Source organism: Streptomyces pratensis, from assembly GCF_016804005.1.
Lineage (GTDB): Bacteria > Actinomycetota > Actinomycetes > Streptomycetales > Streptomycetaceae > Streptomyces > Streptomyces pratensis_A.
Map to the genome: position 1 here is coordinate 7,444,479 of NZ_CP051486.1, position 23,052 is coordinate 7,467,530.

The following is a 23,052-nucleotide window of genomic DNA, read 5'->3' on the forward strand; positions in this document are numbered from 1 at the left end:
CGCTCCGAAGGACGGCACCGGCGCCGACTCGATGTTCCGCAACGCCTACGCCCTGATGCTCTCCACCGGTGTCTCCGCGGCACTCGGCCTCGGCTTCTGGCTGGTCGCCGCCCGCTACTACACGGAGGAGGCCGTCGGCCAGGGCTCCGCCGCCATCGCCGCGATGCGGCTGCTCGCCTCGGTCACCGCGACCACGATGATCGGCGCCGTGGTGCGCTACGTGCCCCGCGCCGGGCGCGCGACGGGGTCCCTGGTCGCCCGTACCTACCTGATCAGCTCGGTCGTCGTCACCCTGGCCTGTGTCGCCTTCCTGCTCACTCTGGATCTGTGGGGCGATTCGTACGCCCCGCTCGGCACACTGTCCGCCGGGCTCGTCTTCACCGGCTCCTGCGTCGCCTGGGCGGTCCTCACGCTCCAGGACGGGGTGCTGACCGGGCTGCGCAAGGCCGTCTGGGTGCCCGTCGGCAACGCGGTCTTCTCCATCGGCAAGCTGCTGCTCCTCGCCGCGTTCGCGACCGCCCTCCCCGTCCTCGGTGTCTTCGTGTCCTGGGCAGCGGCCATCGCCCTGTCCGTGCTGCCACTCGGCTGGCTCGTCTTCCGTCGGCTGATCCCACGTCAGGCAGGGGCCGACCGGGACCGGGAGCCGCCACGGCTGCGCGAGATCGGCAGGTTCCTGGCCGGGGACTCGGTCGGCGCGCTCTTCAGCCTGGCCATGATCAACCTGCTGCCCGTGATGGTGGCCGTGCGCTTCGACGCCGCGCACAACGGCTTCTTCTACATCGCCTACACCGTGGGCGGCACCATGGAGTTCATGGCCATCAACATGGCCTCCTCCCTCACCGCGCACGCCTCGCACAGCCCCGGCCGGCTGGCCGAGGGCGTACACGGGGCGCTGCGCCGCATGGCGGTACTGCTGGTCCCCGTCGTCACCGTGCTGGTCCTCTTCGCCCCGCAGATCCTCACCCCCTTCGGCTCCGACTACGCCGAGCACGGCACCCTGGTCCTGCGGCTGCTGGCGGCGGCCGCCCTGCCCCGGGTCGTCGTCGAGCTCTACATCGGCGTGCTGCGGGTGCAGGGCCGCACCGGGGCGCTGGCCGTCCTTCAGGGCGCGATGTGCGCCCTCGTCCTGGGCAGCGCGGCCTTGCTGCTCGGCCCGACGGGGATCGCCGGAGCCGGCTGGGCGATGCTGATCGCCATGACCGCGGTGGCCGCCGCGTCCGCCCTGGGGCTGCGCTCGGCCCTCACCGGGCGGCCCCCGTGGAGCTCCCGGCGTCCGGCGCCGGAGAGCGACGGGTTCGGGACGAGCTGGGCACGGCTCGCCGCGCAGCGTGCCCGGGAGCACCGGGCCGGGGAGTACGCGGCCGGCCGGCCCTCCGGCGCGGTCCGTCGGCGGGGTGCCCCCGAGCCGGTGGCCCCCGCCCACGGTCCCGCCGCCCACGGTCCGCACGGACGGGCGCGAGTCCGGCCCGGGAGCGGCGACGCGCAGTGGCTGTGGGGGCTGCTGGGGCTCGCGGCCGGGCTGTTCTGGATTCCGTTGTCACGGGCCGCGCTCACCGGGCGTGCCCGGCTGACCGGAGCGGAGTTGATCGGCGCGCTGCCACCGGTCACCGTGACCGCGGGGGTGCTCATGGTCATCGTCCACAGCGCGGCCGTCGCCCTGCGCAGGCCACGGCCCGTACTGCTGGGCGCGGCGGTGCTGGTGACCGTGGCGGCCCTGCACTCCGCCCCGCTGTTCCTCGGCATCCCGCCTGCCTCGGCCTCGCGGGAGTGGCACGGGACGCTCGCCGGCCTCCTCGCCGGAGCGGCCGGGCCGGCCTCCCCGGCCTCGGTGCTCCAGGCTCTGCCGTTCGCGCTCCAGCTGCTCTGCCTGGCATTGGCCGCGTCCCTGCTGCGGGCCGCCGGGGCCCACTGGCGGGTCGCGGCCGCCACGGTGTGGGTGCTCGCGGTGGCGGGGTGGGTCGCGCAGGATGCCTTCGCCGCGGTCGGACTGCCGGTGTTCCTGGTCCTGTTCGGGGTGACGGCTGTGGTGCACGGCGTCCGCCGGAGGGTCAGCGGCCGGGCACCGGCTGCTTGAACCAGTCGTCCTGGCCTGCCGTGCGGTAACCCTCCAGGCCCGGACCGCCGTCGACCGTGAGATCGCAGCCCTCGCCCGGGACCGCGCGGTTCCAGTGCACCAGTGCCTTGGCCCCGGGCATGGTCCTGGCCACCTCCGGGATCGCCTCGTACCACTCGCGCTGGCGGTCCTCGTCCGCCGGATCGGGCACGGTGGAGAACTCGGCGAACATCACGGGCTTCTCGTCGCTGATGTGGGCGCGCAGCCAGTCGTACGTCGGCCGCTGGCTGCGGTCGAAGTCCTTCCAGTCCGTGGTGTCGTGGCAGGTGAAGTAGTTGTACTGGTCCATGCCGATCCAGTCGACGTAGTCGTCACCGGGGTAGAGCTGCTCGAAGAGCTTCCCCGCCGGGAGGTAGCCGGACACCGTCCACACCCACACCACGTTGTCCACACCGAGCTCCTCGAAGCGGTCGTGGATGTGCCGGTAGGCGGCGACGTACTCCTCGGGCGTGCCCGCGTCGCCGACCCGGGCGTCGACCTCCTGGTCGAAGGAGAAGAACACCCGCTTCCCGTACGCCTTGACGCGGAGCGCCTGCGGATCGATGATCTCGCGGTCGTAGGTTCCCGACGCGATCTTCGCCCAGCCGAGCTGGTCCTCGGTCCAGCCGGCGTGGTGGGGCTCGCGCCAGACGGTCGACTCCCAGGCCAGCATCAGCATCCGGTCCCGGCCGAGTACCTGCTCGTCGGGGGTCAGGAGCTGTCCGTCGAGCTCGGTGTTCGACATGTCGTGGTACGTGTACAGGAGGTCGAGCTTCCGGCCGATCTTCTTCTCGAACGCGTACACCGCGTCCTTGAGCGAGCCGTTCCCGGCGTACGGCACATAGGCACCCCACCAGGCGCCGCACGGCGGTACGAGTGTGGCGGTCGGGGCGCACGGCCCACCGAGCACCGGGCCGGTGGCGGCGTCGGCGGGGAGGGCACCGGCGGAGGGCGCCCCGTCCTCGTCATCGCCCGGGGCGGGAGGGCCGAACCAGGCGAGGATCCCCGTCAGCAGCGCCGCGACGGAGACCAGGGCGAGCACGAGGTGCGTACGGGGGCGGCGCTCCCGCTGTGCGTGGTGGCGGATCACCGGCGCCTCGCGGGTGTCGCGCGGGGCCGCTCGACGGCGCCCCGGGCCGCCCCGGACAGCGGAAGTCCGGGGAGGGCCGAGGCGATCGTGGCGCACGTGGCGAGCGACACCAGGAACACGGTCCCCGAGAAGCCCTCCACCAGGAACAGCGAGGTGGCGGCGATGACGGCCAGGGAGAGTCCGAGGGGCGCGGCGAGCGCGACCGCCTCCAGACGGGCCCCGGGCCCGAGCGGTCGGGGCTGCGGGTACAACAGGGCGAGCCCCGGGCCGAAGCAGACGAAGAGGAGCACGGGTGTCCAGCGCAGGGGCGAGCCCCCGGGCAGCCAGGTCGCGGCGAGCGCCACCCACCCGGAGAGCGCCAGGGCGGCTCTGGTCAGGGTCTGCCGGACGGGGAGTGCCGGTTGCCGGTTCTCGGACACGTGACTGGCCTTTCCTGGTCTGGGGTCTGCCGTGCGGACGGGCCTCAGGGACTGTCGTGACGCAGGACGACGCCGTGCTCGGTCCGCTCGACGACACGGAAGAGCGGCGAGGCTGTGAGGTCCCGGGTCAGTCCGGCGAATCCACCGGGGGGCAGCAGCCCCTCACCGGCCGTGTAGATGTCCTGGGTGCGCGTGAGGATGACGAAGGCCGTGGTTCCGGGTGGCAGCCGGGTCGAGAGGTAGTGCGCCGGGTCCTTGAGCATCTCGACGTTCTCGGGCAGCTCCTGTTCGGCGAAGAACCAGTGCTCCAGCCTGTCGTAGCGGTGCAGCGCCTTCGGGAAGGAGCCCGTGGTGGCCAGGATCAGCGCCCCTTCGGGAGCCCTGTCGATGGCGCGGGTGACGAGCGCCGTCTCAGCGGGCGGGGTGTAGTTCATCCGCTCCTTGCCGTAGTACGAGGGCATGAAGCCGGCGAGCAGCGCGGTCAACGTCACCGGGAGGGTGACCGCGCAGATCCTCCGTACGGCGGGCCGGACCCGGTGCGCCCCGGTGCCTCCGGCTGCCGGCACGAGCGCCGCTGCGGCGAAGAAGGCTGCTCCCGGGAGCGCGAACAGGTAGACGCGGAAGAGCATTTCGCCGCCGTAGTCGTTGACCACGAACAGGGGTACGGGCGCGGCGGAGGCCAGCAGCAGCGGCAGGGCGCTGTGCGCCAGGCGGCGCCGCAGCAGGAGGGCGGCGCCCGCGAGGGCGGCGACGGCCAGCACCATCAGGATGTTCGCCCGCCCGGCGAGCTCGGGGCCCGCCCCGGTGAGCTGTCCGGCGTATCCGGCGCGGGAGTTCCGGGTGAGTTCGCCGAGGGAGTCGCGCAGGGTGCCCAGGGTCTCGGTGAACAGCGGGCGGCCCATGGTGAGGTCCCAGGCCAGCATGATCAGCCCGGCCACGGCGAGGAGCCCGAGGTTGCGGTAGCGGCGGGTGAGGCAGAAGGCGAACAGGGTGACGCAGAGCATCACCGGGGTGAGCTGGTGCATCGCGTTGACGGCCGCGATCAAGGGCACGAGGACGACGACGCAGACCGCCCGACGGCGGGTGCCCGCAGACGGCGGCACGGCTGCGGCGGCCGGGTCGAGGAAGGCGCGCGAGCGCAGCTCACCGGCGGAGCCCGGCCGCACGAAGTGCCTGACGACGACGGCGAGTACGGCGAGATGGAGGAGGAAGGCGAGGCCCTGCGGGGCGAGATAGTCCTGGCCCACCCAGTTGGCGAGCTGGAAGATCCAGACGGCGGTCCAGACGAGGCGCCGGTCCTCGCTGAAGGTGCGGTAGATCAGGATCAGGACCGGCATCATGAGCAGGCCGAGGACGACGGGCGCCCAGTTCAGATAGGCGGCGGCGCTGTCGGCACCGAAGGTGCGGACGAGTCCGCCGTTGAGCGTGAAGAAGCCGGGCCACTGGTCGTAGGCGGACATGTTGCCGGACAGGCCCTCGTCCGGACGCAGTTCGCCGTTGGCCAGCAGGTGTTCGATGACGGCGTCGTGCTTGGAGGCCCAGGGATAGCGCTCCGAGTCGTACAGGACGGCGGGCACGCCCTTGAGCGCCATCAGCAGTCCGGCGGAGTACGCCGCGGGCCACCACGGTGCCGTGCCCGCGCGGCGGAGGCTGACCAGGAAGCCCGCGGTCAGGACGAGCAGTGAGAGGTAGTAGGTGAGGGGCAGCCGGTCCAGGAGGCCGTACTCACCCATCGAGCGGAACCCGATGTGCGGCAGCGAGGAGACCCAGAGAGCGGCTGCCAGGAGTAACGGGAACCAGGTGAGGAGCGTCCAGGGTCTCAGCGCTCCGGGGCAGCGGCCCGCCGTCCGCCGGGGGGCGGCGGGCCGCCGCCCCGGCGGATGCGCGGGCTCGGCGCTCCCCGCGGTGCCACCCCTGACCGGCGCGGGCACATGCTGTGGCACGGTGCGACTCCCCCCACGGATGTGGTCGCGGCCGTCACGCCGCTGTCCCGTTAAGCGAATTATAGGAACGTGCTTCGCCTTTGTGGCGCTCTCGGCACTTTCTCCGCAGGAAGCCTCACCCCGCGAACACCGGTCCCCTCACGACGGCGCGCGCCCGCCGGTACAACCGCCACCCCACGGTCGGCGGCGAGTCGCGGAACGGCGCCACGCGCGCGCCCTCGCCCGCCATCCACAGCTCGACGTCACGCACCGTGTGGCTCCGGCGCAGGATCAGCCGCGCGATCCGGAACGGCTCGTCACGGCCGGAGCTCAGCGCGTGCCGGACGGCCACCGCGCTCTCGTAACCCGCGGCACGGGCGGCACGCCGTACGCGCCCGCTGTTGTATCCGTGCGGGTAGGCGAGGTGGGACACCCCGTGGCCCAGCACGTCCTCCAACGCCTTCTTCGAGTCGACGAGTTCGGACCGCAGTACCGCACCCGGCAGCGTGTCCAGCTGCGCATGGGTGACGGTGTGCCCGCCCACCTCCATGCCGTACTGCTCCAGCAGCGGCGCCTGTTCCAGGCACATCATCGGCGCCGGCGGCAGCAGACTGCCTCCGCCGGACCGTGTCAGCGCACCGGTCGTGAGGTACGCGGTGGCCGGCATCGACCGTCCGGCCAGCGCCTCGGCGGTCGGCCCCGGCAGGTCCGCGAAGCCGTCGTCGAAGGTCAGCACCACCGGCCGGTCCGGAAGCGGCTCACGTCCCGCGAGATGAGCGACGAGGGCACCGACGGGGACCGGAGTCCGGCCGCAGGCGCCGATCGCGTCCAGCTGGGCGGCGAACTCCGCCGGTGTGACGGTGAACTCGGCGATCCAGTCCGGCGGGTCGTCCATCACCGCGTGGTACAGCAGCACGGGTATCCGGGAGGCGGACGCGTACCCTTCCGGCCTGCCGGGCACCGCGGATCCGCGTGTGCTCATCTCCCCTCCCAGGGGCGGGACGTGCCACGGACCGCGAGCCGGGCGCGCACGTATCCGAGTGGGCCGTACAGCAGGCCACGCCGCTCCAGCCGGGACAGATGTCGGGGCCATGGATAGGTGTACGTACCGTGCTCGCCGGGAACACCGGCGCGCCCCGCCACGCCGGTGGCACGCGGCGCCGTCATCGAGCGGGCGTGGGCGAGCCCGCGCGGCAGCCGGGACAGCAGGGAAGGCAGCAGGGCGGGCCTGCGGACCAGGAGAGCGGTGAGGCAGGCGGTGAGCCCGGCGCCGTAACCGTACGCCTGCCCGCACAGGTCCTCCCAGCGCTCCCGGTGGTGGTGCCAGACGATCGCGTCGGGCGTGTAGTGCAGCGGGTACCCCTCCGCGAGGAGCCGTACGAAGGCGTAGAGGTCGTCGCCCCCCTTGGCCGCCGTACCTGTGCCGGTGGCGGGGTCGAACCCGCCGACCGCCCTCAGAGGCCCCGCGCGGAAGGCCATGTTGGCGCCGGATCCGAACCGTCCGGCGGTGAACGGGAAGAGCGGCTCGTCGGCGGGCGGGTGCGCGGGGTCGTAGCGGCGCGCGGCGAACCCCTTGGCGAACCCGCCGTGGCTCTCAAGCAGGACCTGCGCCGGGGTGGTCAGCCTGGCAGGCAGGATCAGGCCGGTGACGCAGGCCGGCCTGGGGTACTCGCCGAAGGGGCGCGTGAGCGCGGTCAGCCAGTGCGGGTCGGCGATGACGTCGTCGTCGGTGAAGGCGATGACGTCGGCCCCGGCGACGGCGACGCCCCTGTTGTGGGCGGCGGCCAGACCGGGCAGCGGCTCCAGCGCGTAGCGCACGCCCCGGTCCGCGTAGCCGGAGGTGACCAACTCCCGGGTGGCGCCGGTGGCCGGGGCGTTGTCGACGACCACGATCTCGAAGTCCGGGTGGTCCTGCGCCAGCAGCGAATCGAGGGCGCGGGCGAGCTGCGCGGGGCGCTCCCGGGTCGCGACGACCACCGTGGCCCTGGGCACCTCCCCGGTCGGCGGGCGCTCCGGGGCGTCCGGGACGGTGATCTCGTCCGCCGCCTGCTTCGCGAGGACGGAGGCGGGGTCCTCGCCCGCCCTGACACGTCCCACGACGGTGCCGACCGGGCGCCCGCGCAGCCGTACGAGAGCGAAGATCCGCCGGTCGTCCCCCTCCCGCGCGGCGGTGTCCGGCGACGGCCCGCCGGGGGCGGGCGTGATCCGCACGCCCGTGCCGTCGGCCGCGTCGAGCTCCAGCTCGGCGACCACCAGACCGGTGAGCCGGCCGATTTCCGGTGACCGCGGCGTGTTCCCTGTCTGTCCGTTCCCGTACGGCATCCGGTCCCCCCGGTCGTGACCGCTATGGACGTTTCGGTTCGCGCAGCCGGCCGGCCCGTTCGAGACCATGCTGCGCCAGGCCCGCCAGGCGGGGCCGGTCACGCACGAAGCCGTGGGCGCGGCGGGACGGTTCGCGGCCGAGCCACTGCACGGCCGCTCCCACGCCCGGCCTGACCGAGGCACCCTCGTGGACCGTGAGCTCCCCGGTCTTCAGGGCCTCCTTGTACTCGGCGGCCCCGCGCCCCATGTCGAGCATGCCGATGCCTTCGTCCGTCGCCGCCCGCGCCATCCTCAGATGCAGGACGAGACCTGGCGAGAACCTCGCGAACCCGGGGTCGTACGCAGGGAACCAGCAGGAGAGCACGGACCGCGAGCGCAGCCCGAAGTGGGCGGCCACGGGCCGGTCACCCGCGTACAGGACGGAGAGCAGACCGGAGCACCCGGGCGCCCGGGTGTGGAAGAGGAACTCCACCAGGTCGCGGATCCACCGCTTCGCGAACCGGTCGCGGCGGCCGGTCCTGCGGTACTGGGCGGACTTCCACTCCGTCAGGGTCCGCAGCACCGCCGGATCCCGCTCGTCGAGGACGAACCGCACCTCCCCGGCCTCGCGGCCCAGCTTGCGCTCCTTGGCCAGGGTGGTCCTGAGGAACTTCGGCGACCGGGCGCGCAGCGCCTTCTCGTAGCTCTCGTATCCGTCGCCGACGTCGATGACGTACGAGGCGTACGCGCGGACGGCATCCGGCTCGAACAGGCCCTGGCGCTCCTCGAGGTTGTCGAACTCCCAGGCGGAGAGCCCGCAGGCCCGCAGCAGTTCCTTCGCCTCCAGCGGGAGGCCGGGGCGCAGCACCGCGCCCTGGACGTCGGAGACCCCGAAGCCGACCGCGCGGCCGTGGCCGAGGCGTCCCCGCTCGAAGGGGAAGAAGCCGGCCGTCCCCCCGGTTCCCTCGCTGATCACCGCCACCCGCGCGTGCGGCCGGACGCGGCCGACGGCGAGAGTGAACTCCGGTTCCATGAACGGATGGGCCGGGGCTCCGGACCTCGCCCGCAGCTCCCGCCAGGTCTCCATGTCCCCCGCGCCCAGATCCCCGGGCCTGACCACACGTATGCGCCTGCCGCTCACAAGACCCCCCGGTCCTACCCCCTGAGCCACGCTGCCCCAGAACGGTACCGGGAGGAGTCACTCGGCGGTAGACAGCCGCGACATCATGTGACCGACCGGTGGATACCGGATCACACGGCCCTCCTGCCTCCTCGCCACACCGCGCCGACGAGCGGGACTCCCGGCCGGTAGGCGAGGTGGACGTGGCTCGGCGCGTCGAGGATCACGAGGTCGGCGCGTGCGCCGGGGGTGATGCGGCCGATGTCGGTGCGGCGCAGTGCGGCGGCGCCTCCGGCGGTGGCGGACCAGACCGCTTCGTCGGGGGTCATGCCCATGTCCCGTACGGCGAGGGCGACGCAGAACGGCATGGAGGAGGTGAAGGAGGAGCCCGGGTTGCAGTCCGTGGACAGGGCGACGGTGGCACCGGCGCCGAGGATTCGGCGGGCGTCGGGCCAGGCCGCGCGGGTGGAGAACTCCGCGCCGGGGAGCAGGGTGGCGACGGTGGAACCCTGCCCGAGCGCTTCGAGGTCAGCGTCATCGAGGTGGGTGCAGTGGTCGGCGGACGCCGCGTCGAGCTCGACGGCGAGCCGGACTCCGGGGCCGTGGCCGAGCTGGTTGGCGTGGACGCGGGGGTGCAGGCCCCTCGCCAGACCCGCGGTGAGGACCGTGCGCGCCTGGTCCTCGTCGAAGGCGCCCCGCTCGCAGAAGACGTCGATCCAACGGGCGTGCGGGGCGCAGGCGTCCAGCATCGGGCCGGTGACGAGGTCCACGTAACCGGCGGGGTCGTCCGCGTAGTCGGGGGACACGATGTGGGCGCCGAGGAAGGTGACCTCGTCGGTGTGGCGGGCGGCGACGCGCAGGGCGCGTGCCTCGTCCTCGACGGTGAGGCCGTAGCCGGACTTGGTCTCGAAGGTGGTGGTTCCCTGCCGGAGCGCCTCGGCGAGATAGCGCGCGACGTTGGCGGAGAGCTCGTCGTCGGAGGCGGCGCGGGTGGCGGCCACGGTCGTCCGGATGCCGCCCGCGGAGTAGGGGCGGCCCGACATACGGGCGTTGAACTCGGCGGTGCGGTCGCCGGCGAACACCAGGTGGGAGTGGGAGTCCACGAAGCCCGGGATCACGGCACGGCCGCCCGCGTCGACGGCGTTGTCGGTGGCGGGTGCTTTGCTTGATTCACCGGTCCACACGATGCGGTCGCCGTCCATGACGACGGCCGCGTCCCGGATCAGGCCCAGGGGGGTCCCGTCTCCGAGGGAGGGGTCGTTGGTGACCAGGTTCGCGATGTGGGTGATGGCGGTCGTGGTGGTCGTCGTCATCGGGGGACAGCTTTCGTCGGGTTCGCCCGGCTGGACCGCCGGGGGTTTCGGCCGTCGCGCCTTCGGCGCGGGCCGGGGACGGAGCGGCGGTGCGGTGCTCGGGCGGGTTCCCGGCGTGCCGCACCGCCCGGCCGTCGGCGCGGGGCTCGGCCCCGCGCTCACGCGTACAGGGCGGCGACGGCCGACGCGAGCGCTCCGGGCACGTCCTCGATCCGTGTGTGCCTGCCGTCCCGGACGATGTGCCGGCCCGCCACCACTGTGTGCCGCACATCGGCGGCCGTCGCGGCGAATACGGCTGCTTCCGCTGCCAGCCGGGGCACCGGTCCCGCCGTCCTGACCGAGTCCAGCGCGACGGTGGCCAGATCGGCGGGCGCGCCCGGCTCCAGGACGCCCGCGTCCGGGCGTCCCAGCGCGGCGTGCCCATCGGCGGAAGCCGCCCTGAGCAGGGCTGCCGCCGTCCAGTGACCCCGCACATGGGTGCGCAGGCGTTCGTTGAGCTCCATCGCCCTGGCCTCTTCGAAGAGGTCGATCACGGCGTGGCTGTCGCTGCCGAGCGAGAGGGGTGAACCCGCACTCTGGAGGGCCGCGGCGGGGCCGATGCCGTCGGCGAGGTCGCGTTCGGTGGTCGGGCACATGCAGGTGCCCGTCCGGGAGGAGCCCAGCAGCTCGATGTCCTCGGCCGTGAGGTGTGTGTTGTGGATCCCGGTGGTGCGCGGGCCGAGGACACCGTGGTCGGCGAGGAGCCGGGCGGGGGTGCGGCCGTGGGCCGCGAGACAGGCGTTGTTCTCCGCGGTCTGCTCGGACAGGTGGACGTGGAGCGGGGCCCCCCGCTCCTGTGCCCACCGCGCGACGGTGGACAGCTGTCCGGCCGGTACGGCGCGTACGGAATGGATCGCGGCGCCGATCACCACCAGGTCGCCGTCACCCTTCAGGCGGGAGGCACGCTCGGCCCAGGCGTCGGCGGTGGTGTCGGAGAAGCGCAGCTGGTGCCGGCTCGGCTTCTCCCCGAATCCGGCGGCGAGATAGGCGGTGTCGAGCAGGGTGATGCGGATACCGGCCTCCGCCGCCGCGGCGATGAGCGCCTCGCCCATGGCGTTCGGATCGTCGTAGGGCGTGCCGCCGGGCGCGTGGTGCAGATAGTGGAATTCGCCCACCGCGGTGATGCCCGCCAGGGCCATCTCGGCGTACGTGGCGCGGGCCAGGTCGTAATAGGTGTCGGGGGTGAGGCGGGAGGCCGTCCGGTACATCAGCTCGCGCCACGTCCAGAAGGTGCCCGATCCCACCTGGACGGTGGAGCGAAGCGCTCGGTGGAAGGCGTGCGAGTGCGTGTCGGCCAGCCCCGGGACGGTCAGCCCGTGGAGGGCGGTGGCGCCGGGCGGCGGCGTGTCGATGCCCGTCCGGACACCGGCGATGCGCCCGCCGGCGACGTCGAGGAGGACACCCGGCTCGACGTGGGTGCCGAGCCAGGCGTGCGACATCCAGTACGTCGCGGTGACCGGTGTGCCCGTCGGTTGCGTTGTCAGCTGCACGCGAGACCCTCCAGTACGTCGGCGAGTGCCCTCACCCCGGCCACGCAGTCGTCCTCCGCCGCGTGCTCGGCGGGTGAGTGCGAGATCCCGGTGGGGTTCCGTACGAACAGCATGGCGGTCGGCACGGAAGCGGACAAAATACCCGCGTCGTGTCCCGCCCCCGTGCCGAGCACGGGCACGGTTCGCCCCGGGCCGTCCGGACCGTCCTTCTCCAGTACCCGGCGGATCTCGTCCCGCAGCGCGTGCTGGAAGTCCACCACCGGCGTGAACGACTCGCGTACGACGTCGAGATCGATCCCCGCCCGCTCCGCGTGCTCCCGCGCGGCGCACTCGACGCCGCTCACGACGGCGTCGAGAGTGGCCTGGTCGGCGGCCCGCGAGTCGAGCCAGGCCCGCACGAGGGAGGGGATCGCGTTGACCCCGTTCGGCTCGACGGCGATCTTGCCGAAGGTCGCGAGGCCTCCGGCGAGCTCCGCCTCGCGCCGGGCCGCGAGCACGGTCTCGGCGTAGGTGAGCATCGGGTCCCGCCGGTCGGCGAGGCGCGTGGTCCCGGCGTGGTTGGCCTCGCCCCGGAAGTCGAACCGCCAGCGGCCGTGCGGCCAGATGGCCGAGGCGACCCCGACCCGGTCCCCGGTCAGGTCGAGGGCGCGGCCCTGCTCCACGTGGAGCTCGACGAACGCGCCGATCCGGGCGAGGCGTCCGGGATCGGGGCCGATGGCGTCGGGGTCGTACCCAGCGGCCTCCATGGCCCGGGGCAGCGAGACGCCGTCACCGTCGCGCAGCCGGTGTGCGTGCTCGGCGGTCAGCTGTCCGGCGGCGAGCCGGGAGCCGACGCAGGCGAGCCCGAAGCGGGCCCCTTCCTCGTCGCCGAAGTTGACGACGGCGAGGGGTCTGGTGAACTCCGCTCCCCTGCGGCGGAGTTCGTCCAGGGCGGCGAAGGAGGAAACCACACCGAGAGGGCCGTCGAAGGCTCCGCCGTCAGGCACCGAGTCGAGGTGCGACCCGGTGACCACGGCGTCCCCCGCGAGGGGATCACCGTGCCAGGCCCACTGGTTGCCGTTGCGGTCGACCTCGTGGACGAGCCCCCGGGACTCCGCCTGAGCCCGGAACCACTCCCGGCAGTCCAGGTCCGCACCGGTCCAGGCGTACCGGCGATAGCCCCCGCTCCCCGGATCCAGCCCGAGCGGCGCGAGGCCGCGCCACATCTCCTGGAACGACTCGGCCCCGCCGGACCGGGACCGTGCACCCGCCCCGCCGCTCCGCCCTGGTGAACCCGCCCCGCCGTTCGGCCCTTGCCCCGCCGCTCCCGGGCCGTCGTCCGCGGTCCCCGTCACCGGCCTTCGCCCTCCGCCATCGGGACGCGCACGCCCTTGTCCGAGGCCACGGACCCGGCGATGTCGTAGCCCGCGTCGACGTGCCGGATGACACCCATGCCGGGGTCGTTGGTGAGGACCCGCCGGATCTTCTCGCCCGCGAGCTCCGTGCCGTCGGCGACCGTGACCTGGCCCGCGTGGATCGAGCGCCCCATCCCCACACCGCCCCCGTGGTGCAGGGACACCCAGGACGCGCCCGAGGCCACGTTGACCATGGCGTTGAGCAGGGGCCAGTCCGCGATGGCGTCGGAGCCGTCGAGCATTGCCTCGGTCTCACGGTAGGGCGAGGCGACCGATCCGCAGTCCAGGTGGTCGCGCCCGATGGCCAGGGGCGCGGCGAGTTCACCGCTCGCGACCATGTCGTTGAACCTTTCGCCGGCCCGGTCGCGTTCGCCGTAACCGAGCCAGCAGATCCGGGCGGGCAGGCCCTGGAAGTGGACCCGCTCACCGGCCATCCTGATCCAGCGGTGCAGCGACTCGTTCTCCGGGAAGAGGTCGAGCAGCGCCTTGTCCGTCTTATGGATGTCCGACGCCTCACCCGACAGGGCCGCCCACCGGAAAGGCCCTTTGCCCTCACAGAAGAGCGGCCGGATGTACGCCGGCACGAAACCCGGAAAGTCGAACGCGCGCGCGTATCCGGCGAGCTGGGCCTCGCCCCGGATGGAGTTGCCGTAGTCGAAGACCTCTGCGCCCGCGTCCATGAAGCCCACCATCGCCTCGACGTGCGCGGCCATCGACTCACGGGCGCGCCGGGTGAAGTCGGCGGGCTTCTCGGCGGCGTAGGAGGCCATGTCGTCGAGGTCGACGCCGACGGGCAGATAGGCGAGCGGGTCGTGTGCGCTGGTCTGGTCGGTGACGATGTCGACGGGAGCACCCTCGGCGAGCATCCGGGGCAGCAGCTCCGCCGCGTTGCCGAGCAGGCCGATGGAGAGCGGCCGCCGTGCGTCGCGGGCCTCGACCGCCAGCTGGAGCGCGTGTTCGAGCGAGTCGGCCCGGACGTCCAGGAAGCGGTGCTCGATGCGGCGCTCGATGGCCCGGGGGTCGCAGTCGACGCAGAGGGCGACGCCGTCGTTCATGGTGACCGCCAGGGGCTGGGCCCCGCCCATGCCGCCGAGTCCGGCCGTCAGCGTGATGGTCCCCGCCAGCGTCCCGCCGAACCGCTTCGCGGCGACGGCGGCGAACGTCTCGTAGGTGCCCTGGAGGATCCCCTGGGTCCCGATGTAGATCCAGGAACCCGCGGTCATCTGTCCGTACATGGTGAGCCCGAGGGCCTCCAGGCGGCGGAACGCCTCCCAGTTGGCCCAGTCGCCCACCAGGTTGGAGTTGGCGATCAGGACGCGCGGCGCCCATTCGTGGGTCTGCATGACGCCGACCGGCCGCCCGGACTGGACGAGCATCGTCTCGTCCTGCTTGAGCGTCCGCAGGGTACGGACCATGGCGTCGAAGGAGCGCCAGTCACGGGCGGCCTTGCCGGTGCCCCCGTAGACGACGAGCTTGTCGGGGTGTTCGGCGACCTCGGGGTCGAGGTTGTTCTGCAGCATGCGGAGGGCGGCTTCCTGCTGCCATCCCAGGGCGCTCAGTTCCGTACCGCGCGGTGCCCGTACGGGGCGGGGTCCTGACATGGCGGTGCCTCCTCGCGAATGTGACTCTCCTATTCACATCCTGTCCGCCTGAATAGTCCTAGTCAACAGGTGCGGTCCGCGCCACTCGGGGCAGGCCTCCCTCCACCGACTCCCGGGGAGGCCCCGTGTCCGCACCGCAAGCGACGACCCCGGCCGGTGAGCCCGCGCTCAAGCGGGTCATCGGCCCGAAGCTCCTCATACTGTTCGTCATCGGCGACATCCTCGGCACCGGCATCTACGCCACGACCGGCAAGGTCGCGGGCAAGGTCGGCGGGGCCCTCTGGCTGCCGTTCCTCATCGGGTTCGTGGTGGCGGTCCTGACGGCGGCCTCGTACGTCGAACTGGTCGGCAAGTACCCCAAGGCGGCAGGCGCCGCGCTCTACACCCAGAAGGCGTTCAAGGTCCCGTTCCTGACCTTCGTCGTCGCCTTCATGGTCATGTGCTCGGGCCTCTCCTCGGCCGGCGCCGCGGCCCGCGCCTTCAGCGGCGACTACCTCGGCGAGTTCACCGACGCCCTGCCGCCCACACTCGTCGCGATCCTCTTCATCCTGGCCCTCGCGGCGATCAACCTGAGAGGCGTCGCCGAATCGGTGAAGGCGAACGTCGTCCTGACGCTCGTCGAGCTCAGCGGCCTCCTGGTGATCCTCTCGATCGGGGCCTACGCCGTCCTCACGGGCGGCGGCGAGCCATCCCGGCTGACCGACCTGGAGACGGGCGGCACCGGGTACGCCCTGATCACCGGCGTCCTCGGCGCGACCGCACTCGGCTTCTTCGCCTTCGTCGGCTTCGAGGACTCCGTGAACATGGCCGAGGAGACGCAGAACCCGGCCCGGACGTTCCCGCGCGCCATCTTCATCGGCGTCGCGGTGACGGGCACCGTCTACGTCCTGGTGGCCATGGTGTCGTCCCTGCTGGTCGACTCCCGCACCCTGGAGGGGTCCAGCGGCCCGCTGCTGGAGGTGGTGAAGGCGGGCGGCCTCGACTTCCCGCCCGAACTCTTCGCGCTGATCGCCCTGTTCGCGGTCACCAACTCGGCGCTGATCAACATCATGATGGCCTCCCGCCTCTGCTACGGCATGGCCAACGAACGCATCCTGCCACCGGCGATGGGCCGCGTCCTCGCCAGGCGCCGCACCCCGTGGGCCGGCATCGTCTTCGTGACCGCACTCGCCGTCGGCCTGGTCTCCACCGGCGAGATCGAGGGCCTCGGCGACACCACCTCGTTCCTCCTCCTCTGTGTCTTCGCCGTCGTCAACATCGCCGTACTGGTGCTGCGCAAGGACCGGGTGGACCACGCGCACTTCCGTACGCCCACGGCGCTGCCCGTACTGGGGGCCGTCACGTCCCTGATCCTGGCCAGTCCGCTGGCCGACCGTGCCGCGGACGTCTACATCAGGGCCGGGGTCCTCGTACTGATCGGAATCGGTCTCTGGGCGGTCAACAGAGCGGTGATGCCGGCCCGCGAGAAGACCTGACAACGATCGGCAGCGGACCGGATCCGCCGCGGAACGACAGCCGGCCGGACACATTCCGGTCGGCTGTCGCGCGTCCACCTGCCGCCTTCTACACGGCCTGCCGCATGTACCTGTGGAAAATGCCAGAACTCCCACCAGGCGCACACACGTTGCGTAGCCTCTCCATTACATCCGTACGCCACGTCGGGAGGGGAGTTCGCGTTGCCCGGAATCGACGAGTGTTTGATCGAAGTCATGAGACTGCCCGGTGCCCGGGGGGCCGCGGTGGTCGACTGGACGAGCGGCCTCGCGCTCGGCACCATCGGGGAATCGCCCAACGGCGACCACGAGGCCACGGCGGCCGAGACGGCCGAGGTGGCGAGGATGGCCGCCGAACAGCCGGTCTTCGCACAGGCGGACGCGCCCGGCGGCTCCCCGGGCCAGGCCTCCCCCGCCGTCGAGGACGTCATCGTCACCACCGCCCCCGGCTACCACATCCTCCGTTTCGTCGAGACGGCCTTCGACAGCAGCGTCTTCCTCCACCTCTGGCTGGACCGCGGTGAAGGCAACCTCGCCCTGGCACGCATACGGCTCGGCGAGATGGCGGAGCGGCTGGTCCTGGCATGAGACCCACCGCCACCGCCGGACCCGGCTTACTCGAAGGGGCCGCCCCCTCCCCGATGCTGCAACGGCTCGCGGCGGAACGTGCGACCGGGGCGCTGATGCGGGACCGCGGCACCCTGTACCTCGCCGACGGCCAGGTGGTCCACGCGGAGAGCCCCGCGACCCCCGGGATCGACGTCCTGCTCACCACGGGCGGCGCCCTGCGCTCCGAGGGCTGGTGGGACGCGGTCGCCCAGGCGGGTGCCGGACAGCGGGTCGGCCGCTACCTCGTCGACAGCGGCCGGGTCCCGGGCGGCGCGCTGGAGCTCTGCCACCTGGGGGCGTTGTACGACGCGGCCTTCTTCGCCCTGGCCCCCACCCGTACGCCGGCCCGCTTCCGCTACGGGGTGTCCCACTGGATCGGCCCCGTCCGCCCCGTGCCCGTGCACGCCGTGCAGCGCGAGACGCTCAGGCGCCGGGAACTCCTGGACCGGATCTGGCCGGACGCGCTCACCGACAGCGCCCCGCTGACCCGCACGTCCCACCCGGTCGACGCCCCGGTCCCCCCACGCCAGCGCCGCGTCCTGGCCCTGGTGAACGGCGGACGCACGGCCACGGACATCGCCCAGGAGCTCGGGCGCTCGGCCTTCCACACCCTGGTCGACCTGCGCCGGCTGGCGGCCGCCGGACTGGTCGAAGCGGTCCGCCCGACCACGGCCGGATCCACTTCGGCCTCCGGGGAGAGCCGCATCACGCTGCCCGAGGTCACGACCGACCCGGACGTCGCTCTGTTGCGCAGGCTCAGAGACGCATTGGAGGCCCTGTGATACGCGCGCTCAGGCAGCGTGCCGGGAGGAGACAGCTGATGGTGCCCGAGGCCGAGACACAGGACGTCCTCGAGGAGCTCCAACGGTTACGCGCCCGGGTGCCGCTCCTGACCGGCGCACTGGCCGCCAGCACCGACGGCCTGATCGTCGCCCAGGACACCCCAGGCATCGAGGCCGAAGGCGTCGCCGCGCTGACCGCCGCCGCACTCGGCGTCTCGATCCGCATGACCGATGCCACCGGTCGCGGCGGCTTCCGCGAGCTCCTGATCCGCGGCGGCAGCGGCTACGTCGCCACCTACGCGGCCGGCTCGTCCGCCGTCCTCACGCTGCTGGCCGAGGACCGCATCAACGTCGGCCGTCTCCACCTCGAAGGCCGCCGCGCCGGCGCGCGCATCGGTGAGCTGGTCGATGCCGCACAGGACCGCGCCGACCGCCCCGCGCCGCCTCCGCGTCCGCAGCAGTCCCGGGCCCTGCCCCGCCGCACCCCCACCCCGGATTCCACATGACAGCCGTACCAGCCGGACACGCGCCCGCCGCCGGCGGGCAACGCACCAGCCAGTAACGGACCGGCCACCGGGCCGGCCAGGGAAAGGAAACGAGCACTATGGCCAACACCGAAGCCTCACTGAAGGATGCGATGGCGTCGATCGAGGGGACCCTCGGTGTCGCACTCGTCGACTACACCAGCGGCATGGCCCTGGGCACCCTCGGCGGTGGCAAGGACTTCAACCTGGAGGTCGCGGCAGCCGGCAACACGGACGTCGTACGGGCGAAGCTCCGGACCATGGAGCACCTGGGCATCAAGGACGAGATCGAGGACATCCTGATCACCCTCGGCACCCAGTACCACCTGATCCGGCTGCTCAAGACCCGTGGCAGCAACGGCCTGTTCCTCTACCTCGTACTGGACGGCGGCCGGGCCAACCTCGCGATGGCCCGCCACCAGCTGCGGAAGATCGAGGCGGAACTGGAGGTCTGACCCGGTTCCTCACCGGCGGCGACGCCGCGCCCCTCCGGGTGCGGCGTCCCCCGCCACGGGCCCGGTCGTCCGGTAGGCCTTCACCTGCTTCCCCGTGGGGCGGCCACGCTCGACCCAGTCGGTCCGCACCCAGTACAGGACGTCGTCCCGCCGCTCCCGCTGCCCGAGCCGTACGGCCTTCAGCCAGAGCCCGGCACCGGCCCCGGCCAGCAAGAGCCCGCCGGCCCCCGGCAGCACGTACGCGCTCGCGACCGCCACGAGGAACGCACCTGCCAGCCACCAGCGGTGGCCGCGCCGCCAGTTCCGCACGGTCACGTCCCGGTCCTGGAGGAAGTCGCCGCGCCCGGCCCGCACGGCACCCTTCGCGAGCTCCGCGTAACGCCCCGTCCGTACGAATGCCACGGCGGCCAGGGCCACCAGGAACAGGGCGGCCCCCGCCAGAAGTCCGATCCGCCGCCCGGTGAGGCCCGGTACGAACGCCCCGACGGCCGCCGCCAGCAGCCCCGGCCACCACAACGGTGCCGCCCCGGCCCGCACGATCACGGCCACTCTCGCCAACGACTGCGCTCCGCGCCCCACGTCCGTACCCCTCTCCCACGGTTCCCTGTGGACCTTCTGGGCGCGGAGATTAATAGGCACAGATGAGCGACGTCTGAGAATCGGCGGAAGACGGCCGCCCGAAGTGCCGGCCGCCCGCCAGGAGCTCGGCCCTCGACGAACCGGCCCGGCCGGTCCCGAACTGCGACCACTCGACGAACAGGCGCCCCACCGATCCGAGGCACCGGCTGTCCGACGGACAGGCGCCCCACCGATCCGAAGCACCGGCTGTCCGACGGACAGGCGCCCCACTGATCCGAAGCACCGGCTGTCCGACGGACAGGCGCCCCACCGATCCGAAGCACCGGCTACTCGACGAACAGGCCCCGCGCGGCGGCCCGCGCGTCGAATTCCTCCAGCCGTGCCTGCGCCTCGGGCAGCGCGTCGCACATGGCCTCCAGCAGTGCCCGCCCCAGCAGCATCGGCGCGCACGCCGTGTCGAAGGCCAGCCCGGTCCCGACGGCGGCCGGAAGCAGCAGATCGCTGTGGGCCGCCACCGGCGCGAACGCCGAGTCGGCCACGGTCACGACGGTCAGCCCCTGCTCCCGCGCGTACGCAAGCGCGTCCACGGCCTCTCGCGGGTGCCGCGGGAGCGCGAAGCACATCAGGGCGCTCGCGCCCGCCCGCCTGGCGGCATCGATGCGGTCGTGCAGCATGCTGCCGCCTTCGTCGAGCACCCGTACGTCCGGGTGCACCTTGGCGGCGAAGTAGCCGAACCCACGGGCCTGCGAGGAGGCGGCCCGCAGCCCGAGCACGGGCAGGGGCCTGGACCCCGCGAGCAGCCGCCCGGCCCGCTCCACCGGGGCCGGATCGGCGAGCAGCTCGGACAGCTGCCGCAGATTCTCGATCTCCGCCCGCACCGCCTGCTGGTACTCGTTGAAGCTCTCCTCCACGCCGCGGCCGTCGGCCGCCCCGTCCGGCGTGGACTCCCGCAGGTGCTTGCGCAGCGCCGGGTACCCGTCGAACCCCAGCGCCACCGCGAAGCGGGTGACGGACGGCTGGCTGACTCCGGCGAGCTCGGCCAGCTCCACACTCGACAGGAAGGGAGCGTCGGCGGCCCGCCGCACCATGGAGTGCGCGATCCGCCGCTGGGTGGGCGTGAGCCGCTGCCCCTCGAAGAGCCGCTGCAACCGCGCGGCCGGGCTGCTCCCGCTCATGCTGTCCCCTCCAGAGTTCCGCCGCACCGGTCCGGCGCCGAGGAATCCATTCAGCCAGCAAGCCGTCTGCATGTCCATATACAGCCCAGGGCGCGGACACGGCCCGGACGCCTTACGAGGCCCCGCCGGCCGCTCGCATTGCGGGACCGCTCTCCCCTGCCGACCCTGGGATCATGATCCCAGCCAATACGAGAGGTCCGGGCGGCGTCATCCTCCGCTACGGCGACACCGATGCCGCGCACGTGCTGAGCGTCTACGCCGATCTGCGCTGCCCCTACTGCAAGCGCATGGAACTCGGTCTCGGAGCCGTGATGGAGAAGGCCGCGGACGAGGGCAGATTCGCGGTGGACCACCACTTCGGCACGTTCATCGACGACGCCGCGGGCGGCAGCGGCTCCCTGGAGGCCCTGGCCGCGCTGGGAGCCGCTGCCGACGAGGGACAGAAGCCGTTCATGCACTACCTGCGGGCGCTGTACGCCGATCAGCCCAGCGAGGACGTGGACGCCTTCGCCGACCGGGACACCCTGCTGCGGCTGACCGGCGAGATCGAGGCACTGCACGGCGACGCCTTCCGGCAGAAGGTCATGGAGCGCACGTATCTGCCCTGGGCGGCACAGGTGTCCGCGGCCTTCGGGACGAGCGGTGTCCGGTCCACCCCGACGGTCCTGATCGACCGCACCCCGGTCCCCGTCATCAACGCCCTGGGATACGCGATCACCCCCGAGGCCTTCCTCGCCGAGGTGACACCCCCGTGAACACCCGGCCCGCCTGCCGCAACGCCGTCCGACCACAGTCGTCCTCGCCACCCAGCCAGTAGTTCCGGATCCGGACGGTGCGGGGCCGCGACGTGTCGATCCGGTCCGCCGTGCTGTGCACGGCGGACCCGGTGGCGATCGGGCGCATGGGCGACGCGCGACCCGCACATCCCTGTTACGTCCCTCCGGGGGCGCCGGCCGGCGGGTGGTCAGAACACGACGCGTGCCGCCATCAGGGCGTCCCGCACCAGGGGATCGCCCTCCAGTTCCGGGCGGCGGCGGGACGGCCGCCCCGACAGGTGGCGGGCGAAGTCGACCGCGTCGGCGTGGAGAGTGGCGGCCGGCGTGCCGATGCCCAGCAGCCGGCGTCCCCCGGCGCGGCCGTGGAGGTCGATCTCCACCGCGGGGCCCGTCCAGGAAAGGGCGAGATCCAGCACCACCTGGTCCACGATCTCCCGGTCGTGCCCGTCGAGGACCAGCTCGGCGCCGGTGGCGTCGCTGAGGTCCACCCGGTGCATCCAGGTGTCGCGGGCGACGATGACGTTTCCCAGGTAGTCCATCGAGTCTTCGGGCAGGGCCTTCGCCTCCGGATAGAGCCAGCTCGGCCGGATCCTGCGGCGTACGGCGGCCGGCGTGCGGCGCACGGCGATGAGGCCCTGGGGCGCGAAGTGGGCGAGGGCACCGATCAGTTCGCGTCCCGGTACGGCCTTCCGGTCCTCGATCTGGATCTCGTTGTGACCGTCCAGCCGGCCGAGGTGCGGATGGGTACGCGCGGCCTGCCGGATCCGGCGCACGGCCACCCAGGGACGCGGCAGCTCCTCGTACTGGCCGACGGTGTGGGCCAGCATGTCCCGGACGGTCCAGCCGGTACAGACGGTCGGGCGGCGCCAGTCCTCGTCGGACAGCTCACGGAAGGTCGAGAGCGTCGCCCGCAGCTCGGCCTCGTTGACCAGGCGGGCCCTCGTGCCGTACGCGCGGGGGATGGCACGGGCGGACGATGTCGTGGTGGCCATGGGCGCGCCTCCCGTCTCCCGGCATCCACGCTACGCCGACGGACGGAGGCATGCCCTCCGCTGCGGGCCGCCCGAACAGGGGGGCTAACCCCACTGACCGGGGCGGCCGGACTTCGTACCGTAAGGCGTATGGAAGCCCGTGACCCTGAGCTCAGGCGAGAGCTCGACGCCACCCTGAAGGCCCGCAGCGAGCTGGGCCCGGAGTACGAGTCCGCGCTCATCGACTCGTTCCTGGAGAAGGTCGAGCAGAGGCTCGACGGGACTCACGACAGACGGATGAGGCGACAGCTCGCCGAGCAGCAGATGGCGGCCGCCCGGGGTGTGCGGCCCGTCGGGCCGGCCGGCACCTTCGGGGAGCGGTTCGGCTTCGGGGTCGTCTCGCTGGTCCTGGCCGTCCCCCTGTCCGCGATCGGCGTCGCGAACGCCGGGATCGACGGGCTCGTCGTGGCCTGGCTGGGGATCTTCGGCGTGAACGCCGTACACGCCGCCCGCATGTGGCCGTGGGCCCGGGGGAAGGGGCGGACCTCGTCCGACTGGGACGGCTGAGACCACGGAGACCACTGTGTCCGCTGAGACCACTGTGTCCGCTGAGGCCACGGAGACCGCTGTGCCCGCTGAGACCGTTGTGGGAACAGGGAAGGCCCACTGTCCGCGCGCACGAGTAATCGCGGGGACCGCCGCACCCCCGGTTGCCCAGGGGGCGGGACGACGGCGGTCCCCGCGAGGGACGCGGGCCCGGGTCAGGGCCGGGTGCCGCGTCCTGGCGACGGTGGAGGTCCGGGAGCCGCTCCGTAGTCCGTGTCGCCGTATGTGGGGCCGGCGGGTTTCCCTGCCGACACCCATCACTCTGCCGGAGCCGTGTTAAGCCGGTGCTGCGTCGACGTGT

21 protein-coding genes are annotated in these 23,052 nt (G+C 72.8%); 8 read left to right on the forward strand and 13 right to left on the reverse strand.

Going from position 1 to position 23,052, the window contains the following annotated elements; translation table 11 throughout:
- Positions 1–31: 31 nt before the first annotated feature.
- Positions 32–2,074 carry a lipopolysaccharide biosynthesis protein gene (locus HED23_RS31180; protein ID WP_238442328.1) on the forward strand — a complete coding sequence of 681 codons (2,043 nt, stop codon included), beginning with the start codon at positions 32–34 and terminating at the stop codon, positions 2,072–2,074.
- On the opposite strand, the gene HED23_RS31185 is transcribed toward HED23_RS31180, so the two are convergent.
- From HED23_RS31185 to hutU, 10 genes are all read right to left on the reverse strand, one after another.
- The gene (locus HED23_RS31185; protein WP_238442181.1) at positions 2,049–3,182 is read right to left on the reverse strand and encodes a glycoside hydrolase family 26 protein; all 1,134 of its coding nucleotides are present in this window, start codon (positions 3,180–3,182) and stop codon (positions 2,049–2,051) included. The two genes, HED23_RS31180 and HED23_RS31185, sit on opposite strands and share 26 nt — an antisense overlap.
- The gene (locus HED23_RS31190; protein ID WP_238442182.1) at positions 3,179–3,601 is read right to left on the reverse strand and encodes a hypothetical protein; all 423 of its coding nucleotides are present in this window, start codon (positions 3,599–3,601) and stop codon (positions 3,179–3,181) included. The genes HED23_RS31185 and HED23_RS31190 overlap by 4 nt, the downstream gene beginning before the upstream one ends.
- Positions 3,602–3,645: 44 nt before the next feature.
- The gene (locus HED23_RS31195; RefSeq protein ID WP_238442183.1) at positions 3,646–5,544 is read right to left on the reverse strand and encodes a hypothetical protein; all 1,899 of its coding nucleotides are present in this window, start codon (positions 5,542–5,544) and stop codon (positions 3,646–3,648) included.
- A gap of 115 nt (positions 5,545–5,659) precedes the next feature.
- Positions 5,660–6,439: a polysaccharide deacetylase family protein gene (locus HED23_RS31200; protein WP_238442329.1), complete on the reverse strand. Its 780-nt coding sequence runs from the start codon at positions 6,437–6,439 to the stop codon at positions 5,660–5,662.
- Between the two features lie 62 nt (positions 6,440–6,501).
- Positions 6,502–7,779, reverse strand: coding sequence for a glycosyltransferase family 2 protein (locus HED23_RS31205; protein ID WP_420803090.1), 1,278 nt, complete (start codon positions 7,777–7,779; stop codon positions 6,502–6,504).
- Between the two features lie 88 nt (positions 7,780–7,867).
- Complete coding sequence (locus tag HED23_RS31210; protein ID WP_203187714.1) at positions 7,868–8,911, reverse strand: GNAT family N-acetyltransferase; 1,044 nt, start codon at positions 8,909–8,911, stop codon at positions 7,868–7,870.
- A gap of 164 nt (positions 8,912–9,075) precedes the next feature.
- Complete coding sequence (hutI, locus tag HED23_RS31215) at positions 9,076–10,257, reverse strand: imidazolonepropionase (protein ID WP_203186667.1); 1,182 nt, start codon at positions 10,255–10,257, stop codon at positions 9,076–9,078.
- Between the two features lie 158 nt (positions 10,258–10,415).
- Positions 10,416–11,786 (reverse strand): formimidoylglutamate deiminase, encoded by a 1,371-nt coding sequence (locus HED23_RS31220; RefSeq protein ID WP_203186668.1) that lies wholly within the window; start codon positions 11,784–11,786, stop codon positions 10,416–10,418.
- Positions 11,777–12,991, reverse strand: a complete 1,215-nt coding sequence (locus HED23_RS31225; protein WP_238442330.1) for an allantoate amidohydrolase — start codon at positions 12,989–12,991, stop codon at positions 11,777–11,779. The genes HED23_RS31220 and HED23_RS31225 overlap by 10 nt, the downstream gene beginning before the upstream one ends.
- Positions 12,992–13,116: 125 nt before the next feature.
- A complete protein-coding gene (hutU, locus tag HED23_RS31230; RefSeq protein ID WP_203186670.1) occupies positions 13,117–14,781 on the reverse strand; it encodes a urocanate hydratase in 1,665 nt (554 codons plus the stop codon).
- A 125-nt stretch (positions 14,782–14,906) separates the two neighbouring features.
- On the opposite strand from hutU, the gene HED23_RS31235 reads away from it, so the two are divergent.
- The 5 genes from HED23_RS31235 (at position 14,907) to HED23_RS31255 (ending at position 18,644) form a co-directional block, all read left to right on the forward strand.
- Positions 14,907–16,256 (forward strand): APC family permease, encoded by a 1,350-nt coding sequence (locus HED23_RS31235; protein ID WP_203186671.1) that lies wholly within the window; start codon positions 14,907–14,909, stop codon positions 16,254–16,256.
- Between the two features lie 201 nt (positions 16,257–16,457).
- Positions 16,458–16,862, forward strand: a complete 405-nt coding sequence (locus HED23_RS31240) for a hypothetical protein (RefSeq protein ID WP_203186672.1) — start codon at positions 16,458–16,460, stop codon at positions 16,860–16,862.
- Positions 16,859–17,665, forward strand: coding sequence for a helix-turn-helix domain-containing protein (locus tag HED23_RS31245; RefSeq protein WP_203186673.1), 807 nt, complete (start codon positions 16,859–16,861; stop codon positions 17,663–17,665). The genes HED23_RS31240 and HED23_RS31245 overlap by 4 nt, the downstream gene beginning before the upstream one ends.
- A gap of 38 nt (positions 17,666–17,703) precedes the next feature.
- Positions 17,704–18,171, forward strand: a complete 468-nt coding sequence (locus tag HED23_RS31250) for a roadblock/LC7 domain-containing protein (RefSeq protein ID WP_203186674.1) — start codon at positions 17,704–17,706, stop codon at positions 18,169–18,171.
- A gap of 98 nt (positions 18,172–18,269) precedes the next feature.
- Complete coding sequence (locus tag HED23_RS31255; RefSeq protein WP_104786472.1) at positions 18,270–18,644, forward strand: hypothetical protein; 375 nt, start codon at positions 18,270–18,272, stop codon at positions 18,642–18,644.
- Between the two features lie 9 nt (positions 18,645–18,653).
- Here HED23_RS31255 and HED23_RS31260 read toward each other — a convergent pair whose 3' ends face one another.
- Positions 18,654–19,193, reverse strand: a complete 540-nt coding sequence (locus HED23_RS31260) for a hypothetical protein (protein WP_203187715.1) — start codon at positions 19,191–19,193, stop codon at positions 18,654–18,656.
- A gap of 356 nt (positions 19,194–19,549) precedes the next feature.
- The gene (locus HED23_RS31265; RefSeq protein WP_203186675.1) at positions 19,550–20,398 is read right to left on the reverse strand and encodes a MurR/RpiR family transcriptional regulator; all 849 of its coding nucleotides are present in this window, start codon (positions 20,396–20,398) and stop codon (positions 19,550–19,552) included.
- Between the two features lie 173 nt (positions 20,399–20,571).
- Here HED23_RS31265 and HED23_RS31270 point away from each other — a divergent pair, with 173 nt between their 5' ends.
- Positions 20,572–21,153 carry a thioredoxin domain-containing protein gene (locus tag HED23_RS31270; RefSeq protein WP_203186676.1) on the forward strand — a complete coding sequence of 194 codons (582 nt, stop codon included), beginning with the start codon at positions 20,572–20,574 and terminating at the stop codon, positions 21,151–21,153.
- Positions 21,154–21,362: 209 nt separating this feature from the next.
- On the opposite strand, the gene HED23_RS31275 is transcribed toward HED23_RS31270, so the two are convergent.
- A complete protein-coding gene (locus HED23_RS31275) occupies positions 21,363–22,166 on the reverse strand; it encodes a maleylpyruvate isomerase family mycothiol-dependent enzyme (protein WP_203186677.1) in 804 nt (267 codons plus the stop codon).
- Positions 22,167–22,295: 129 nt separating this feature from the next.
- Between HED23_RS31275 and HED23_RS31280 the strand changes: the two genes are divergently transcribed.
- Positions 22,296–22,712: a hypothetical protein gene (locus HED23_RS31280; RefSeq protein ID WP_203186678.1), complete on the forward strand. Its 417-nt coding sequence runs from the start codon at positions 22,296–22,298 to the stop codon at positions 22,710–22,712.
- The last annotated feature ends 340 nt before the right edge of the window (positions 22,713–23,052 follow it).

Coding starts and splice junctions, on each gene's coding strand:
- HED23_RS31180 (WP_238442328.1), top strand. CDS start 32: ATGTTCCGCAACGCCTACGCCCTGATGCTCTCCACCGGTGTCTCCGCG.
- HED23_RS31210 (WP_203187714.1), bottom strand. CDS start 8,911: ATGGAGACCTGGCGGGAGCTGCGGGCGAGGTCCGGAGCCCCGGCCCAT.
- hutI (WP_203186667.1), bottom strand. CDS start 10,257: ATGACGACGACCACCACGACCGCCATCACCCACATCGCGAACCTGGTC.
- HED23_RS31225 (WP_238442330.1), bottom strand. CDS start 12,991: ATGTGGCGCGGCCTCGCGCCGCTCGGGCTGGATCCGGGGAGCGGGGGC.
- hutU (WP_203186670.1), bottom strand. CDS start 14,781: ATGTCAGGACCCCGCCCCGTACGGGCACCGCGCGGTACGGAACTGAGC.
- HED23_RS31245 (WP_203186673.1), top strand. CDS start 16,859: ATGAGACCCACCGCCACCGCCGGACCCGGCTTACTCGAAGGGGCCGCC.
- HED23_RS31250 (WP_203186674.1), top strand. CDS start 17,704: ATGGTGCCCGAGGCCGAGACACAGGACGTCCTCGAGGAGCTCCAACGG.
- HED23_RS31255 (WP_104786472.1), top strand. CDS start 18,270: ATGGCCAACACCGAAGCCTCACTGAAGGATGCGATGGCGTCGATCGAG.
- HED23_RS31265 (WP_203186675.1), bottom strand. CDS start 20,398: ATGAGCGGGAGCAGCCCGGCCGCGCGGTTGCAGCGGCTCTTCGAGGGG.
- HED23_RS31270 (WP_203186676.1), top strand. CDS start 20,572: ATGATCCCAGCCAATACGAGAGGTCCGGGCGGCGTCATCCTCCGCTAC.
- HED23_RS31275 (WP_203186677.1), bottom strand. CDS start 22,166: ATGGCCACCACGACATCGTCCGCCCGTGCCATCCCCCGCGCGTACGGC.
- HED23_RS31280 (WP_203186678.1), top strand. CDS start 22,296: ATGGAAGCCCGTGACCCTGAGCTCAGGCGAGAGCTCGACGCCACCCTG.